The organism is Halobaculum roseum (assembly GCF_019880245.1).
In the GTDB taxonomy this organism is placed as follows: domain Archaea; phylum Halobacteriota; class Halobacteria; order Halobacteriales; family Haloferacaceae; genus Halobaculum; species Halobaculum roseum.
Genome location: NZ_CP082286.1, coordinates 2,089,700 through 2,105,682, shown reverse-complemented (window position 1 = coordinate 2,105,682; position 15,983 = coordinate 2,089,700). Strand labels below are relative to the sequence as shown.

Annotated in this window: 16 protein-coding genes and 1 tRNA gene; 6 read left to right on the top strand and 11 right to left on the bottom strand. The window is 68.1% G+C overall.

Annotated features, from left to right (window positions below):
* Position 1: 1 nt before the first annotated feature.
* Positions 2-991: a class I SAM-dependent methyltransferase gene (locus K6T36_RS10665; RefSeq protein ID WP_222921268.1), complete on the top strand. Its 990-nt coding sequence runs from the start codon at positions 2-4 to the stop codon at positions 989-991.
* A gap of 109 nt (positions 992-1,100) precedes the next feature.
* On the opposite strand, the gene K6T36_RS10660 is transcribed toward K6T36_RS10665, so the two are convergent.
* Both K6T36_RS10660 and K6T36_RS10655 read right to left on the bottom strand, forming a co-directional pair.
* A complete protein-coding gene (locus tag K6T36_RS10660) occupies positions 1,101-1,364 on the bottom strand; it encodes a type II toxin-antitoxin system RelE family toxin (RefSeq protein ID WP_222921267.1) in 264 nt (87 codons plus the stop codon).
* Positions 1,357-1,632: a ribbon-helix-helix domain-containing protein gene (locus K6T36_RS10655; protein ID WP_222921266.1), complete on the bottom strand. Its 276-nt coding sequence runs from the start codon at positions 1,630-1,632 to the stop codon at positions 1,357-1,359. The genes K6T36_RS10660 and K6T36_RS10655 overlap by 8 nt, the downstream gene beginning before the upstream one ends.
* A 303-nt stretch (positions 1,633-1,935) precedes the next feature.
* On the opposite strand from K6T36_RS10655, the gene K6T36_RS10650 reads away from it, so the two are divergent.
* A tRNA-Thr gene (locus K6T36_RS10650) sits at positions 1,936-2,008 on the top strand.
* Between the two features lie 156 nt (positions 2,009-2,164).
* Here the strand turns inward: K6T36_RS10650 and K6T36_RS10645 are convergent.
* The gene (locus tag K6T36_RS10645; RefSeq protein ID WP_222921265.1) at positions 2,165-2,929 is read right to left on the bottom strand and encodes a mechanosensitive ion channel family protein; all 765 of its coding nucleotides are present in this window, start codon (positions 2,927-2,929) and stop codon (positions 2,165-2,167) included.
* Between the two features lie 297 nt (positions 2,930-3,226).
* Here K6T36_RS10645 and dph5 point away from each other — a divergent pair, with 297 nt between their 5' ends.
* On the top strand, positions 3,227-4,039 hold the full coding sequence (dph5, locus tag K6T36_RS10640; RefSeq protein WP_222921264.1) for a diphthine synthase: 813 nt from the start codon (positions 3,227-3,229) through the stop codon (positions 4,037-4,039).
* Between the two features lie 95 nt (positions 4,040-4,134).
* On the opposite strand, the gene artA is transcribed toward dph5, so the two are convergent.
* Complete coding sequence (gene artA / locus K6T36_RS10635) at positions 4,135-5,148, bottom strand: archaeosortase A (protein ID WP_222921263.1); 1,014 nt, start codon at positions 5,146-5,148, stop codon at positions 4,135-4,137.
* 148 nt (positions 5,149-5,296) lie between these two features.
* Between artA and K6T36_RS10630 the strand changes: the two genes are divergently transcribed.
* Complete coding sequence (locus K6T36_RS10630; RefSeq protein ID WP_222921262.1) at positions 5,297-5,818, top strand: DUF7342 family protein; 522 nt, start codon at positions 5,297-5,299, stop codon at positions 5,816-5,818.
* Positions 5,819-5,820: 2 nt separating this feature from the next.
* The gene (locus K6T36_RS10625; protein ID WP_222921261.1) at positions 5,821-6,252 is read left to right on the top strand and encodes a hypothetical protein; all 432 of its coding nucleotides are present in this window, start codon (positions 5,821-5,823) and stop codon (positions 6,250-6,252) included.
* Positions 6,253-6,629: 377 nt separating this feature from the next.
* Here K6T36_RS10625 and K6T36_RS10620 read toward each other — a convergent pair whose 3' ends face one another.
* From K6T36_RS10620 to K6T36_RS10595, 6 genes are all read right to left on the bottom strand, one after another.
* The gene (locus tag K6T36_RS10620; RefSeq protein ID WP_222921260.1) at positions 6,630-7,085 is read right to left on the bottom strand and encodes a type II toxin-antitoxin system VapC family toxin; all 456 of its coding nucleotides are present in this window, start codon (positions 7,083-7,085) and stop codon (positions 6,630-6,632) included.
* The gene (locus K6T36_RS10615) at positions 7,082-7,441 is read right to left on the bottom strand and encodes a helix-turn-helix domain-containing protein (protein WP_222921259.1); all 360 of its coding nucleotides are present in this window, start codon (positions 7,439-7,441) and stop codon (positions 7,082-7,084) included. Before K6T36_RS10615 ends, K6T36_RS10620 begins: the two co-directional genes overlap by 4 nt.
* A gap of 240 nt (positions 7,442-7,681) precedes the next feature.
* Positions 7,682-10,348 carry a BGTF surface domain-containing protein gene (locus tag K6T36_RS10610; RefSeq protein WP_222923426.1) on the bottom strand — a complete coding sequence of 889 codons (2,667 nt, stop codon included), beginning with the start codon at positions 10,346-10,348 and terminating at the stop codon, positions 7,682-7,684.
* Between the two features lie 480 nt (positions 10,349-10,828).
* Positions 10,829-12,148, bottom strand: coding sequence for a hypothetical protein (locus K6T36_RS10605; RefSeq protein WP_222921258.1), 1,320 nt, complete (start codon positions 12,146-12,148; stop codon positions 10,829-10,831).
* Positions 12,141-12,821: a hypothetical protein gene (locus tag K6T36_RS10600; RefSeq protein ID WP_222921257.1), complete on the bottom strand. Its 681-nt coding sequence runs from the start codon at positions 12,819-12,821 to the stop codon at positions 12,141-12,143. The genes K6T36_RS10605 and K6T36_RS10600 overlap by 8 nt, the downstream gene beginning before the upstream one ends.
* A 79-nt stretch (positions 12,822-12,900) precedes the next feature.
* Positions 12,901-14,094, bottom strand: a complete 1,194-nt coding sequence (locus K6T36_RS10595) for an AI-2E family transporter (RefSeq protein WP_222921256.1) — start codon at positions 14,092-14,094, stop codon at positions 12,901-12,903.
* 143 nt (positions 14,095-14,237) lie between these two features.
* Here K6T36_RS10595 and K6T36_RS10590 point away from each other — a divergent pair, with 143 nt between their 5' ends.
* Positions 14,238-15,191: an AAA family ATPase gene (locus K6T36_RS10590; protein ID WP_222921255.1), complete on the top strand. Its 954-nt coding sequence runs from the start codon at positions 14,238-14,240 to the stop codon at positions 15,189-15,191.
* Between the two features lie 102 nt (positions 15,192-15,293).
* Here the strand turns inward: K6T36_RS10590 and K6T36_RS10585 are convergent, their stop codons facing one another.
* Entirely contained in the window at positions 15,294-15,956 is a 663-nt protein-coding gene (locus tag K6T36_RS10585; protein ID WP_225935098.1) for a DUF7519 family protein, read from the bottom strand.
* Positions 15,957-15,983: the final 27 nt, after the last annotated feature.

The window sequence follows — 15,983 nt, the reverse complement described above, 5'->3', positions numbered from 1 at the left end:
TATGACCACGCCGTGCGTCCGCGCGCCCGTTCGGGAGGGCGAGGCGACGAGGGCGGCGCTCGCCGAGCGCGACCTGCTCGACGGCGACCGCGAGATCGCCGTCGAGGACGGCGAGATCTTCGTCCCCGTCGTCGACGCCGCCGCCGCCCGCGAGGCGGGCTACGAGGTCGTCGACCGCGAGACCGCCGAACGCGACGGCCCGACGCCGCCCGCGGAGGTGCTCGGGTTCGAGCCGTCCTACGAGCGCCTCGGCGACATCGTCATCCTCGACGAGGACGACCCCGACCGCGCACGGCGGATCGCAGACGCGATCGTCGAGTCGGACGTGCCCTGCGAGACGGTGGTGAACCGCGCCTCGAAGGTCGCCGGCGAGTACCGCGTCCGCGAGTGGGACGTGCTCCACGGCGACAGCACCGAGACGGTCCACCGCGAGTACGGCCACGAGTTCGCCCTCGACGTCGCCGAGGTGTACTTCTCCCCCCGCCTCGCCACCGAGCGGCACCGCGTCGTCGAGCAGGTCGAGGCCGGCGAGCGCGTCGTCGACATGTTCGCGGGCGTCGGCCCCTTCGCGGTGCCGATGGCCGCCCGCGGCGCCGAGGTGCTCGCCTGCGACGTGAACCCCGCGGCGATCCGCTACCTGCGCGAGAACGCCGAGCGCAACGGCGTCGCCGACCGCATCACCGCGCTGGAGGGCGACGTTCGCGAGACGACCGCCGACTACGACGGCTGGGCCGACCGGATCGTGATGAACCTCCCGCACAGCGCCGACGAGTTCCTCGACACCGCGGTGCGGCTCGCGGGAGACGACTGCGTGCTCCACCTGTACGACATGGCCCACGAGGACGACCCGTTCGGGCCGGGCGAGCGCGCGATCCGGGCGGTCGCCGAGCGCGCGGGCTACGAGGTCGAGGTGCTGACGCGTCGGGAAGTACGGTCGTACGCGCCGCACGAACTGAACGTCTGTCTCGACGTGCGGATCCGGCGGACCTGAGGAAGTAGGGGCGTCGAACCCGGGTAGATTGCCTGCTATCGGAGTTCCTCGCCGAGCGCAGTCGCATGTCTCCCGATCGGAAACTACCCCGAACTGGAAAAACAGGCACTCACGGCGGGAGGTGCCGGTCATAGATGTTTCGCCGGTGCCCGACGGCCTCCACGCGGATGAGATCGGCGCCGCGATCCCAGGTGATGATAGCCCGGTAGTCTCCCGCCCGGAGCTTGTAGTAGGGATATCCGGAAAGCGACTCCAGGCGGTGCTCGGTCCACTCGGTCGCCTCGCCCACTTTGTTCATCACACGGTCGGCGACCTGCGGGTCGAGGCCGTCCAAGTGGTCGAGGGCCTGTTCGGTGTACTCGACATCAGTCATCCAGCCCCAGCCGCTCGCGGGCCTCCTCTGCCGACACCGTCTCGCCCCGTTCCACCTGATCGCGACTCTCCTCCAGGTCGGCGAGCGTCTCTTCGGACAGCGTCGCCGGTGGGTTCACCCAGTCGCGCAGCGCGTCACGGATGGCCTCGGACTTGCTGGAGTACCCGCGGCGTTCCCATTCCTCGTCGATACGCTGCAGCAGGCTCTCCGGGACGCGGACGTTGATCTTCTCCATCCGGTCGTCACCGGCGTTCGTGTCGGTGCTCATGAGCTGTGATACATTGGTATCACACAAAAGACTGTCTCTCGGCTCGCACTGGTGGATTCAGAGTCCGGCGACGACGTTCTCCAGCAGCCCGTCGTTCGTGCTGTCGAAGGTCAAGTAGGACAAGGGCGGCGTCTCCCGATCGGGATGTGATGAACGCGTCCCGATCGAGTCTACAACTATCGCCACAGTCGGGGACCTCGGGATCGTTCGAACCCACTCCTGAGGAAAACGTGCGAGTCCGGGTCACGCCGACGCACATTCGCAACCCTTATTCCCGTCATGGCAGTACGACTGATCGCACGCGCCGGTGTAGCTCAGCTGGCAGAGCGATTCCTTCGTAAGGAATAGGCCGAGGGTTCAAATCCCTCCACCGGCTTCCTTGCTGCGAACGAACGTGGGCAGCGGAAGCCACCCGTGGAGGGATTTGAACTAGACCGGGCGAGCGAAGCGAGTCCGGGCGTAGTTCACAATCCCCTCCACCGGCGTTCTCGTCGCGTCGACTGTTCCCACGAGTCGTGACGCTCGCGTTCGATCAGTCGTCGTCGGTCGCGGGCGCGCCCTCACCCTCCCGGCGCTTGTTCCGGGGCCGGGGCGTCGCCGAGGACACCTGGCCGGCCCACCGACCGATGTTCTCCTGCACGTAGGTGTGGCCGCCCCAGCCGACGGCGACGCCGACGCCGATGGCGATGGCCGCGGCGAGCCCCCACGCGATCGCCTGGGCGAACACCGTGAGGATGCTGGTGTCGACGCCCATCGTCGACAGGCCGATCACGACGGCGGTGAAGTACAGGAACAGCCGTGTGCCCGTGGCGAACCACGAGGTGTACTCGTTCTCGGTCGCCGCCTCGGTGCGGGTGATCGCGTCGCCGATGAAGTCCGCGACGACGAACCCGAGGACGATCACGAGCAGGCCGCCGACGAACGCCGGGAGGTACGACACCGCCGTCTGGATCCACTCGGACAACAGCGGGATCGCGAGCACCTTCGCGGCCGCAAGCACGGCCAACGCGTAGACGAACCACTTGCCGAGCGTCCCGAACGCCTTCGAGACGGCCGACTCGGTTCCGCCGAGGATCGTCCCCAACGGCGTCGCCAGCACCGCACGATCGACCTCGACGCGGTCGGCGAGCACGCGGATCACCCGCGCGGCGCCGGTTCCCACGAGCCAGCCGATGAGGAGGATGACGACCGCCCCGATCAGCCGCGGCAGGAACGCGAGCGTCTCTGCGACTGCCGTCTGTAAGAACTCGGGAACCCCGATCTGGGCGACGACCACACCGCCAGTGTCGATGAACATGACTCCCTATATGAACGTCGCCGACCGCTTTGTTAGCCACCTCGCCGTGCGAGGGCGACGTCGGCAAGCAACGGTTACTCCTCGAAGGTGGCTGGGCGCCGATCTCGTCGACTGCGTGGGGTGTGGACGTCGACTCCGCGGGGTTGCCGCTCGTTGGGCGGGTAGGGAGTCCATTTCGAACCGGTACCGAGTCCGGCGGCGACGTCCCGTCGGCGTCGACCGCCCGTGCGCGAGGATCCACTCGTGACCGAAACGCCGGAGCGAAACCGGGAAGCGACGGGCGGACGTTCTCCGGATATGCTCACCTTCATCGGCCTCGGCCTCTGGGACGAGCGCTCGGTCACCGTCGAGGGACGCGAGGCGCTGCGGGCGGCCGACCGCGTGTTTGCGGAGTTCTACACCAGCCGCCTCGCGGGCACCACCGTCGAGGCGCTGGCGGATCACCACGGCGTCGACATCGAGGTCCGCGACCGCGCCGGCGTCGAGCAGGACCCGACGCCGATCCTCGATGCGGCCGCCGAGGAGGACGTGGCGTTTCTCACCGCCGGCGACACGATGATCTCGACGACGCACGTCGACCTCCGGGTGCGCGCGGCCGAGCGCGGCATCGACACCCGGGTGATCCACGGCGTCACCGCCCAGTCGGCCGCCTCCTCGCTGACGGGGCTGCAGAACTACCGCTTCGGCAAGGCCGTGACGCTCCCGTTCGAGTACGCCCACGGGGCGGACGGAACCCCGCAGTCCGTGATCGAGGGGATCGAGGCGAACCGCGAGCGCGGGCTCCACACGCTGGTGTATCTGGACATCAAGGTCGCGGGGTCGTCTCCGGCTGGGCCCGCCGAGGGCGAACCCGACGAGTACATGACCGCCGACCACGCCGCCGCGGCCTTAGCGCGCGACTGGGACGAGGACGCCATCGGAGTGGCCGTCGCGCGAGCGGGCAGCCCGGAGCCGGTCGTCGCCGCCGATACGCTCGCGGCGCTCGGCGAGCGCGACTTCGGCGACCCGCTGCACATGCTCGTGATCCCCGGTGAGTTGCACCACCTGGAGGCGGAGGCGCTCGCGGCGTTGGCCGGGTGTCCCCGGGACGTGTTGCCGGCGGTCGAGTAGCGCAGTACAGCGAGCACGACGCCACGGTCCCGTTCGGTCGGGTCGGTCGAAGACGCGGAGAACGGTAGACGAGAGGAGTGGGTGGGCGGCCGAGACTACGGCTCGTTAGGGTCGTCGGGAGCTTCGGACACGCCGCCGTCGGCTCGAACCGGCTCTCTCGGAAGATCAAGCGACTCCAGCAGGTCGTACTCCTCCTTCGTGATCATGTACAGCACGTCCTCGATCACGGTGACGAGTTCGGGGAGTTCGCGGACGACGAGGTAGGTGATCCCGACGAGCGCGACGACCGCGAGCACCTGCGAGATGACCCGATCGGAGAGGAAGAACGACACCATGTACGGGTCCGAGGAGCCGAACAGGAACAGCACCTCGTCGACGAACAGCTGGAGGTACTGGTTGCCGAAGGTGATCCCGATGAACGTGGTTCGGGCGATGTTGAGCAGCCAGATGATCGGGATGGAGACGGCCAGCGCGCGCAGCTTCCGGCCGAGGGGGGCGCGCACCGCGGCGATGAGCCCCGCGAAGATCGCCATGCTCCCCAGCCCGGTGCACGCGAGGACGACCTCGAACAGGAGGCCGTGTCCGTCGGCGGTGACGAACCGGTAGGCGTTCTGATACCCGAGGATCGGCCCCTCGACCAGCGCGGGCTCGTAGCCGAACTGCGCCATCGCCCAGCCGGTCTGTTCGGTGACGACGAGGATCAGCGTCCGCTTGAGCACCTCGATCGACTCGAACGGGAAGTAGACGACGCCCATCGCGGCGACCGCCCGCGAGAGCACCAGCAGCGAGTCGCGGCCGTTCCACAGCAGCCACCCGGCGTACAGACACGCGGGGACCGCGAGCAGCGAGAGCACCCCCTCGACGTAGCTCTTCTGCGTGAACGCGAAGTGCGGGAACAGCGCGAGCCAGAAGGCGGCGAACAGCACCCACCCCGCGGTCGCGAGCGTGCGCTCGGGCGGGGTCTCGGGTGTGTCGAGGCGGCCTCGGAGGGTCGCCAGCGCGCCCGCGTCGTCGCCGACGCGGTTGCGTCGGACGTACTCGACGCCCGCGCCCGCGAGGAACGTCGCGATCACCACCCACCCCAGCAGGTCGGTGTAGATGCTCGCCATTCGTTCGTGGATCGGCGCTGTCGGGTAAAGCCCTTGTCGTCTCGTGTGTGGCGGACACGCTGCCGTTCGTTCCACAGTGGAGCGCGGCAGTAGATCGACTATTCTATCCGAAGATAGATTTATTGAGCTTGCAACGCGAGTACTCGGTATGTCCGAGGAGGATCCCGGTGTCGAGGAGTGGAAGCGGCAGACGAGCGCGTTCGACAGGGTCGAGTCCGTCGCGAGCGGCCTCTCGCGTCCGCGTTCCGCGTCGTACATCGCGTCGGAGGCCCACGTCGCGGAGAACACGGCACGGGGGCACCTCGAACGGCTGGTGCGGATGCACGTCCTCGTCCGCGAGACGAGCGAGGGGACCGCCGTCTACGCGCCGGACCCGCTTCACACCCGAATGCAGGCGATCCGCGACCTGTTCGAGGAACACGACCACGAGGGGCTGCTCGATCTGAAAGCCGCGTTACAGGCGGAGATCCGGGACTGGCGCGAGGAGTACGGCGTCGATTCGCCCGAGGCGCTCCGAACGCACGGGGCGGACGCGGACTCCCCCGAGGAGACGCGAGCGATCGCGCGGACGGCGAACGACTGGGAGCTCGCGTCGTACCGGCTGGGACTCGTCGAGGAGGCGATCGAACGGTATCCCGAGTACGGCGGGAACTCGCGGGCGGTCGCCTGAGGATGGACGGCGGCACGTCAGATCCCGGGGCGGCGTCACACCGAGCGCTGCGCGCCATCAGGCGGGAACTGGAGCGGCATCCGGCGGTCGAGTCGGCTCGCGGACTCCCTGAGGGTTCGTTCGTCCAGGTGGTCGCCCAGCTCTCGACGGATCACCCGGCGATCGGCGGCGACGCGACCCTCACCGTTCGATGGTTCGCCGGTTCGAACCGGGCGGACCCACCCGAGTTCTCGTTCCACTACAGCGACGCCGACGGCGACTTCGGATGGCACCACGAGCCGAATCCCCACGTCGACGGCTGGGGGCACGTCCAGCGGCGTGGGAGGCACGAATCGTCGTACGCGTACCGTCCGTACGAGTTCGCCTCGCTGGAGCCGGCTCGTGTGGTCTGGGAGGTCATGGATCGGTGTCTCGACGAACTGTCCGAGGAATGAACGGCGGCGTCGCGATGGCGGAGCCCGACTGCCTTTAGCGGTCGTTGCGCTACGATAGGAGGAACCGTCCTGCAGTCGTGCGCTACGAGTTAGGGCGCCTCGGCGAACGCCGGATCCACCTCGTATCCCGCGAGGTCGTGTGCTTCGAGTCCGTTGCCGGCCATGTCGGCCAGTCTGTCGTCGTTCTCGAACGCGCCAGCTACGGTCATATCGATCGAGATGCGATGTTGCACAATACGTGTTCTGGCTCGGAGTGTTCGGTCGGCCGTCATTCGACCGCTCGACGGCGTGTCGGAGGCAACGCGATCGACGGCGCCACCGCTGGCCGATGTGAGCGCGTCGAAAGAACGGGTCCGCGTGAAGCGGAAATGGCCGGGTTACCGTTCCGGGATATCGATGTCGTCGGGAACGAGCGAGAACCCCAACGTCCGAAAGTCGCTGTCGAACGCGAACACGTGGTCGACGTTCCGCTCGCGGGCGAGCACTCCCGTCGTGTGGTCCACGAAGGATATCTGTTGGTCGTCGAAGCGCTCGAACTCCGCACAGACCGCCTCGAACTGCGATCGGTCCGGGTGGAGGACCGTTACCGCCGACGAGTCCCGAACCCGCCGAAGCGTATCCATCGCCTGCTCGTGGCCCGTCTTCCGAAGCACGAGCGTCGTCAGTTCGCCGAGAACGTAGCCGGAGGTGTACAACGGACGGAATCGGAGATCCCCGGCCGCGATCGCGTTCATCACCGCGCGAGCCCGCCGGTGTCGAGGGGCGTTCTCGACGAAGTGGGCGAACAAGGCGCCCGTGTCGACGAACAGCGGCGTCGTTCCGGGGCCGCTCATCCCTCGATCTCGCCGTAGAGCACGTCGTCGATCCCGTCCTCGTCGACGGGGTCGTCGACGGCGAACGAGGGCGCCGCAAACAGCGGGTCGTCGTCCGATCCGTCGGCGGTCCGGTCCGCATCTGCCGTGTACCACCAAACCACGGTTCGACTACCGAGCGTGACCTTCTCGAGACGCCCGTCCTCCGCCAACCGGCGTAACCGACGGTAGGCAGTCGATCGGTCGATGTCGAAGCGTTCGGCTACCTCGCCCGCGGTGTGAAACGGTCGTCCCTCCGTGAAGTATCGCAGGAGGTCGTCGTCCGCGATCCCGGAGTCGAACTGGCCGCGGTCGTCGCGGTCGGTGTGTTCGGACACGGTCGCTCGCGCTACCGTACCGGCCGTACACTAATAGGTGTTTTCCACGGGGATCACACACGACGTAGTGTGTGGATAGCACCGAATTCGTCCGGGCGCGAGTCTCGGCGGCGCCACCTGCCAGTTCGGACACGCGATCCGGGTCGGTCGATAGCCGCCGCTGGCCGATGTGAGCGCGTCGAAAGAATGGGTCCGCGTGAAGCGGAAATGACCGGGTTACGCCCGGTCAGTCGTGGTTAGTTAGTTGTCGCGGCGGACTGCCAGCAGTGCAGCGCCGATGAGGGCGATGACTGCCAGCACGGCGCCGAAGCCGGGCGTCGACGTGGACGTCTCAGTCTCGTCGCCGCCGTCGTCGGGCGTCGCGGTGGCCGTCGGCGTGCCGTCGTCAGGCGTCGCGGTGGCCGTCGCCGTCGCGGTCGCCGTCGCGGTCGCCGTATCCGTCGGCGTGCCGTCGTCAGGCGTCGCGGTGGCCGTCGGCGTGCCTGCGTCCTCGACAACAACACCGTCAGCAGAAGCGATCTGGTTGCCGCTCTTGCGGACGGATGCCGTGAACTCGTCCTCAGCCGACTGCTCCGTGAAGTTGAACGACGCGTTGAACGTGCCGTCAGCCTGCACGGTCACAGTCTCGGTGTTGAAGAACCGCGGCTGCGTCCCGTCGTTGGAGCGAACGCGGACCGTCAGCTCCGTACCGGGCGCGTAGTTGGTCGTGCCGGACACGACCTGGTCAGCGGCGGCCTCAACTTCGACAGGGTCGCTGTCGAAGTCAGTCTCGGCCGACTCGACCTCGAAGGTCGCGTTGACCGACTGGTGGTCCTCGTCGTCCTCGGACATCAGGAGACGGTCGTCAGCGACCGTGAAGGTCGCCTCGAACTCGTCGCCGTCAGCGAGGCCGTTGCCGCTCCCGCTCACGTCGGAGCCATCACGCTCGACGTCGACGTCCGAGGAGCCGGTGTCGACGGCGATGTAGTAGGCACCGTCACCCTCGACCAGGGTGATAGCGTCGAGCGAGTTCGTGACGTTGATCGTCTTGGGGTCACGGTTCTGGATCGGGTTCGTCTGCTCGATCGTCACCGTGACGCTGCCGTTCGCGATAGCGTTAACGAAGCTACCGTCGGAGTCGATGACACCCTCCAGACCGGTCGCGGTGACCTGGTGGATGAGGTAGTCGCCCGCGGTGATGGAGTCGTCCTGCGTGACGGCACCATCCTCGATGAGCGTCGAGATGTCGCTCTCCTCTACGCCGTCCTCGCCGTCAGCGTCGAGGTCGGCGCCACCGGGCGCGGTCCACAGCTGCATGTCGTCCGTGGAGCGCTCCTCGATGAAGAGCGTGCCAATGTCGTTCGGCGAATCCAGCGTGGTGGCTGCATCGGACGAACTCGTGTAGATCGTGTACTCGCCCGTCGCGAGGATGGCCGAGACAGACTCGTTAGCGTTGACAGTCACGGAGTCGTCACTGTCCTCGGCCGTGGCGATCGTACCCAGCGAGTTGTTGCCCGCCGTGTAGGTGTTGAACAGAACGGTAACCTCGCCGTCAGCGTCGCCGTTCGCACCGTCCTCGACGCTGATGTTTGCTTGGTAGCCGTCTTCCTGGCTGTCACCGACGATGAGGGTGCCGCTCGTCGCGGCGCCGTCCATCTCGATGGTGATCGCGGCGACGTCGCCCTGCGCGACCTCGACGTTACCATCAGCGAAGGCGGTCTCGCCCGCGCCGATATCGTTCACGGTGACCGAGTCGGAGTCCTCAGCGGTCGTGTCCGTGACGCTGAAGGTGAAGTTGTACTCGCCACCCTCGATGTCCGAGAAGTTGGCACCGTCGGTCTGCGTACCGTCGGTGACGGTCAGCTCGACACCGTCGTTGTCGTCCTCACCGTCGCCGTCAACGTCGGCGTCGAACGCGCCGAAGTTGTCGTCGAAGATGGCGACGAGGTCATCGTCCGAGAGGTTCTCGGACGTCACGGTGACGTTGTAGTCCTCACCGCGGTTCGTCGACTCGAACGCGATGTCGACGTTGGTCGTGCCAGCGTTGTCGACGGAGTCCTCATCGAACGCGGCGCTGAAGTCCTGTTCGCGGACGGTGAAGGTGGTGTCCGCGTCAGCAGGATCGCTACCGTTGTTCGAGATGAAGTAGGTCTGGCCAATTTCAAGCCCAGACGTGGTCGCGTTGACCCAGCCGTTGGACCGGCTCAGCTGGCGGACGGGCGAACCCGTCGACGAGTCGACACGCTCGTACAGGTAGTACGTGCCGGAGCTGAAGTCGTTGTCAGCGTCGACCGCATCGTAGGAAGCGGTCTGGCCCTGGAAGACGAGACCACCGTCGCTGAAGGTGGAATCGTCCGTGCCGTCGCTGCCGTCGGTGTTGTTGATCGTCAGCGCGATACCGTCGTACGTGTCTTCGGCAGTGCCGTCGACATTCTCGTCAACCGAGAATACGGCATTGGCCGTAGTATCGCTGTTGACGTCGGGAGCAGCAACGTTCGTGATTTCGAACGTCACATTAACCGTGTCGTTCTCTGCGGTGGTCGCACTAGTGTCGTCCTGCAGAGTGACAGTCACCGTGTCACTCGTAGAGTTGACATTAGTGGTACCGAACGTCACGGCACCCTCGTTGACCACCGAGTTGGTGACACCACTACTGGAGGTGTCAAGCGCATCAGGCAGGTCAACGATGACATCCTGGTTTCCGTCACCAGTGGTGTTGATGTTGTCTACAACGAACGTTACCGTGTGAGTGTTTGTCGTTCCCTCGTCCACAGACGTCGGTGAGATACTAGTATTCGTAGTATCCACGACGGCTGTCGCGGACGCCGCAGCCGCAGTTCCGGTGAACGCGACGGTGCCCGCGAAGACGGAGAACACCATCAGCGCCGTCAGGAACAGGGCGCGGATCTTGTTGTTAGTTTCTGTCATGGTTTGCTAGGTCGCACTGCAAGCGGCGACAACACCGTTCGCCCACACCTGTCGCAGAGCGCCCGCGACGCGGACTCGGCGAGGGATACTATCTGCTGTCACCATGGGTAGGGGTACGGACGTAACCAACGCCGGACCTTATAAATGTCTTGTGGTAAATCCAGAGGCGCGTCAACGCTTCACACACCAGATTTCGGGGGATAGCGGCCCGCTCGCCCGAACCGAGAATAAGTACTTTGTGGAGGATCGTGTGGTACGTTGGCACGCCGTCGCGACGGGATCTGGTCGGGGTTCCGGCCGCGCGCGCTGCGAGCCGACAGTCAGGTGGTCGAAGCCGAGCGACGAGGATCGACGGCTGTCGTCGTGGTGTGTGCCTCCTCGAACGTGGCGAAGTCGGAGACGGTTCGGCCGTCGTCGGGGTCCTCGGCGGGCCCGTCAACGAACACGGACTGGGAGAACGGCGCGACCGTCCCGACAGTGTCACTCCCGCTCCAACGCTCGGGCCACGGCGGCGCTGGCGTCGTTGACCGACCGCGCGACCGCCTCGACCCGCACGAGGTCGCGCAGTTCCCAGTCCAGCCGAGAGAGCGCGATCTCGTCGTCGGCGTCGACACGCGCCAGCCGATCGTCGACGTATCGCAACACGGCCGCGAGCCGGTGGGTCTGCACCCGGTCGAGCCGCGGGTACTCCCCGTCCTCGTGGGCCGCGACGACCGCCTCCCGGGCGCGAGTCCGGATCGCGTCGACGTCCTCGGGCGACGCGGGATCGATCGCCTCCCCGGAACCGACCCGCGACCGAAGCGTCTCGACGGCGCCGATCCCCGCGAGCGTCCCGTGTGCGCCGACGATCGCCTGCGGGAACCCACCGGTCGCCAGCGTCTCGCCGATCTCGTCGCGTCGAACGTCGTCGCGGAGGTCCCTGAGGGCCCGCTCGGCGGGCGTCGCCTCCCGGTCGGCCTCGGCGGTGAACGGCCCCTCGGCGAGGCCGACTGCGGCGCGACGATCGGCCACCCGGTCGGCGAGCGCGTCGGCCGCACCCGCGAGCGCGTCTCCGCGGTCACGCGCGCCGTCGCGTGCACGGAGACGATCGAACAGGTGTGACGCGTCCCGGAGTTCCCCGCGGGCGGACGCGAGCTGCTCGTCGGCCTCGGCCACGTCGAGCGCGGTCGTCGTGTCGCGCTCACGCGTCGCCAGCACGCGGTTCAGGCCGCCGATGCACGACCGGACGAGCCCCGCGATCGCGTCGTTGACCACGGTCGCCTCGATCGCGTCGGCGCCGAGGTACGTCCACCGCCGACGGAACGCGTGGATGTCCTCCCGAAGCCCCTCCCCGTCGTCCCGCACGTCGGGGACCGTTCGACCGTCGTCGACCGCGGCCCATCCGCCGACGACGTACCCCACCTCGCGACGGGCGTGGCGGAGGCTGCCGGCGCGTTCCCGAGGCGTCGGTTCCTCGGCGGCGGCGGTGAGCGCCTCGCGGGCGGCCGCCGAGTTCCGGTTGAACCGGTCGCGCATCGCACCGTTCGGGATCTGGTCGGCGCCGAACGGCGTCGGAACCGACGCCAGCGCCGACTCCAGATCGTTCGCGACGTCGTCGAGGTACGTCGACTCGAACGCGACCGGAAGCCGATCCGGGATCGACGGCGGCTCATCGGCGAGGATCGTCGAGAGCCGCTCGCCCGTGACCGTCGGCTGTGACTCGCCGATCGGGAGCCCCGAACAGCCCGCGAGCGACGCCGTGACCGTCGCGCCCGCGCCCGCGAGGACGGCGCGACGCGTTCGTCCGGACGACTCACGCATCGTCGCCCTCCGCGGTCTCGTTCGACGCCGGGACCGCGTCGGCGGTGATCGCCGGCTCGTGCTCGGCCGGCGGACCGCGCTCCGCACACGAGCTCCCGCTCATGCCCGACCCGTAGCTCGTGATCCGGTCGGGGTCGAGCGCCTCGGGGATCCGGACGAACCACGCCGTCGAGTCCCGGGCGTCCGGGTCGCAGGCGACGTCCGCGTCGCGAAGCACCCGGCCGAACTGCGTGTCGATGTCCGTCTCCGACCACGACACGTCGCACAACTGGAGCTCGTAGCAGCGACGGACCGGATACCGTTCGAGGTAGATCGTCTCCGAGTCGAACGTCGTCTCCGCGAGGAACGACCGGGCGGCCTCGACGCCCTCGACGTCGGCAAACCGGAGGCGGTCGGCTCGGTCGCGGGAGGCGACGAACGTCGGCCGTCGTCGCCGCGGCTCGCCGTCGGTGTCGGTCCGCGTCTCGTCGGGGAGCCACGCCAGCGGCTCGTCGGTCGCTGCGCGAAGGCTGCGGTGTGGCGGCACCGACTCGGGGTCGAACGGCTCGCGCGCCGGAACGGTCGGCGTCGCCTCGTCGCCGCCGCCCTCGCTTCCGCTACAGCCCGCGAGCGCGGCGAGCGCACCCGCGGCGCCGAGGAGGGTTCGTCGTCGAGTGAGTTCGGAGGGGACCATCGCGGGGAACTGCACGCGAGCGCGACAAGTGTCTTGTTCTTCGGTCGCTCGGTCGCCCGTCCGGTGGGCCCTGCGGGGCTCACCCGGTCGGGTCGGGATCGACGCCGGCCCCGTCGTCGACACCCGTTCCGGTCCCCTCGTCGACGCCCGGGTTCGAGTCGTCGTCCCGCCCGCGGTCGTTCCCCTCGGCGTCCTCGGAGTCGGTCAGCGTCGTCTGGGCGTCGTCGGCACCGAGCAGCCGCGGGAGCGCGGTGTTCGCGAACGTGAGCCCGACCACGAGCACGATCGGCGCGAAGAACAGCCCGTAGAAGCCGAGCACGACCGGGCCGAGCGTGTACGCCAGCATCAGCAGGCCGACGTGGGTCTCGTCGCCGCTCAACAGCGGCCGGAGCACCAGATCCGGGACCGTGTCGACGACGACCACCGCGACGACGAGGAACGCGAACACGTACCCGAGTTCCGCGAACGACCCGTCGAGCACCGGCGGGACCGCCATCGCCGCCGTCACCGGGAGGTAGACGATCTTCATCCCGACGATCGGAACGAGGCTCGCGATCCCCGTGAGCGCGCCCGCAAGCGCCGGGTACGGGACGCGGACGCCCGCGGGGACGAGGGCGTTGTACGCGCTGAACGTCGCGATCGCGATGAGCGAGATGGCGACCACGTTCAGGAGGTTGCCGAACAGCACCGCCTCCAACTCGCGGTCGACGGCCTCCAAGTACTCCCGGACGATCGCGTCGTCGTCGAACCGGAGCAGCCAGTCGCTGATGCGGTCGCCGTCGACGAGCAGGTAGTAGGTGACGATGGTGACGACGAACAGGTTGAGCACGAACTCCGAGACGACCTGCGTGAGGAAGGTGGCGTTGTCGGTCGCGAACTCGACGAACGGCTCCAGGTCGCCCGACTGGTACGCCGCGTAGATCCCCTGCACGCTGAACTCGGGGATGCGCTCGATCGCGGCGAACCACGCGATGTTCGACGCCGCCGCGCTCACCAGCGCGGTGTCGGCGGCGAACTGCCGCGCCTCGACGACGAGCAGGACCGCCGCGTAGCTGATGAGCAGGATCAACGGGATCGCGAGCGACGCGAGCACGATCCCCGCCCGCACTCGCGGCGGGAGCCGGAACCGCGCCAGGAACCGGTGGTACCGTCTCGTCGAGTAGTAGAGGAACACCGAGACGGTGAACGCCGCGATGAACCGGTACGCGAGCGCGCCGATGACGACCGCGACCGCGAGCCCGAACAGCGCGACGACGAAACGCTTCTCGTTCATGTGTAGATCCGCTCACGTGTCTCGAATAAATCATCCGGAACGGAACACTCGACCGCGTTCCCCGGCACATTGCACTCTTGATCGGGTCTCCCTAGCTCGCGTATCGAGAGGATAACAATCCGGTCGATCGCACAGCACAGAGCATGGAACCGGAGGCCGTACGGCGACAGTGTGACGAGCTCCTCGACGAGATCGCCGGCGCCGTCGTCACCGAGCGGTCGACGCTGCGGACCATCCTCGTCGGGATCCTCGCGGACGGACACGTCCTGCTCGAGGACGTCCCGGGGACGGGAAAGACGCTCACCGCGCGGTCGTTCGCGGACGCGCTCGGCGTGTCGTTCTCGCGGGTGCAGTTCACGCCCGACCTCCTGCCCTCGGACGTCGTCGGCTCGAACGTCTTCGACGAGGCGACGCGGGAGTTCGAGTTCCGCCCGGGGCCGGTGTTCGCGAACGTCATGCTGGGCGACGAGATCAATCGCGCGCCGCCGAAGACGCAGGCGGCGCTGCTGGAGGCGATGGAGGAGGGACAGGTCACCGTCGACGGCGACGCGTACGCGCTTCCCGACCCGTTCGTCGTCATCGCGACGCAGAACCCCGTCGAGATGGACGGCACGTTCGAGCTCCCGGTCGCCCAGAAGGACCGGTTCATGGTCAAGACCACCCTCGGATACCCCGATCGCTCGGGCGAACTCGAACTGATCGACCGCCGGGCCTCGCGGCGGTCGAAGTCGGCGTCGGTCGAACGGGTCTGCACCCCGGAGCGACTCGACGGACTGCGGGAGGCACCCGAGACGGTCCGCGTGGAGCAGGCCGTCCGCGAGTACCTCGTCGACATCGCCCGCGCGACCAGGGAACACGAACGCATCCGGACGGGCGTCTCGCCGCGGGGCGTCCAGAAGTTCTTCGAGACGATCCGCGCCCACGCCGCCCTCGAAGGGCGGGACTACGCGACGCCCGACGACGTCAAGACGATGGCGCGGCCGGTCCTCTCCCACCGGCTCGTCATCACCCCCGACGCTCGCGTCGACGGCGTCGAGACGACGGACATCGTCTCGGAGATCCTCTCGGACGTACCAGTTCCGCAGTTGAACGCGTGAGGCTGGGCTCCCGGCGTGGCCGATCGACGGTCGGTCGCGTCCGGAACGGCACCGCGTCGACGGTGGGGGTTCATCCGTGTGAAACGGGAGCGGAGACGACGGTCACCGGTGGGAGGCCAGCAGCAACGCGACCGCGGCGACGAGAAGCGCGACGAGCGCCGCGAGCGGGAGGCTGTCGACGCCGAGGCGGGTCACCCCGAGGACGGCCACGACGGCGGCGACGGCGAGCCCGCCGCTGAGCAGCACGTGTGCGAGTTCCGCCCGGACGGTGGCCGTCTCAGGGTGGGAACCGATCTGCCCCCCGAGCGAAACGGCGTTCTCGGCGGCGTCCCACGAGAGGATCGTCGCCCCCGCCGCGACCACGAGCGCCGTCGTGGACGCCCCGCGGACGACGCCGCTCGTGAGCACCGCGACGAACAGCAATCCGGATCCGACGGCGACGAGGAACCGACTCCAACGGAACCGCATCGGCACGAGCGCCGCGGCGAGGACCCACAGCCCCAGTATTCCTGGCAGCAGTTCGAGCCGTTGAGTGATCCGTGGGGGTTCCGTGACGGCGTAGCCCGCCGCGGCGACGACGACCAGACACCCGCACGCCGCCAGACCGACGCCGATGACACCGCGACCCCGTTGCCACAGCCGGCCGCCGAGGCCGAACGAGCCCACGCCGACGAGCGCCGCCAGCAGGATCCGTCGCTGGAGCGTCGTCTCGGCGATCAGCCCCACCGCGACGGCTCCTGCGGCGACGGCGAGGACGCCGCTCACGGCAGTCGGGTGTCGAAGGAACCGGTC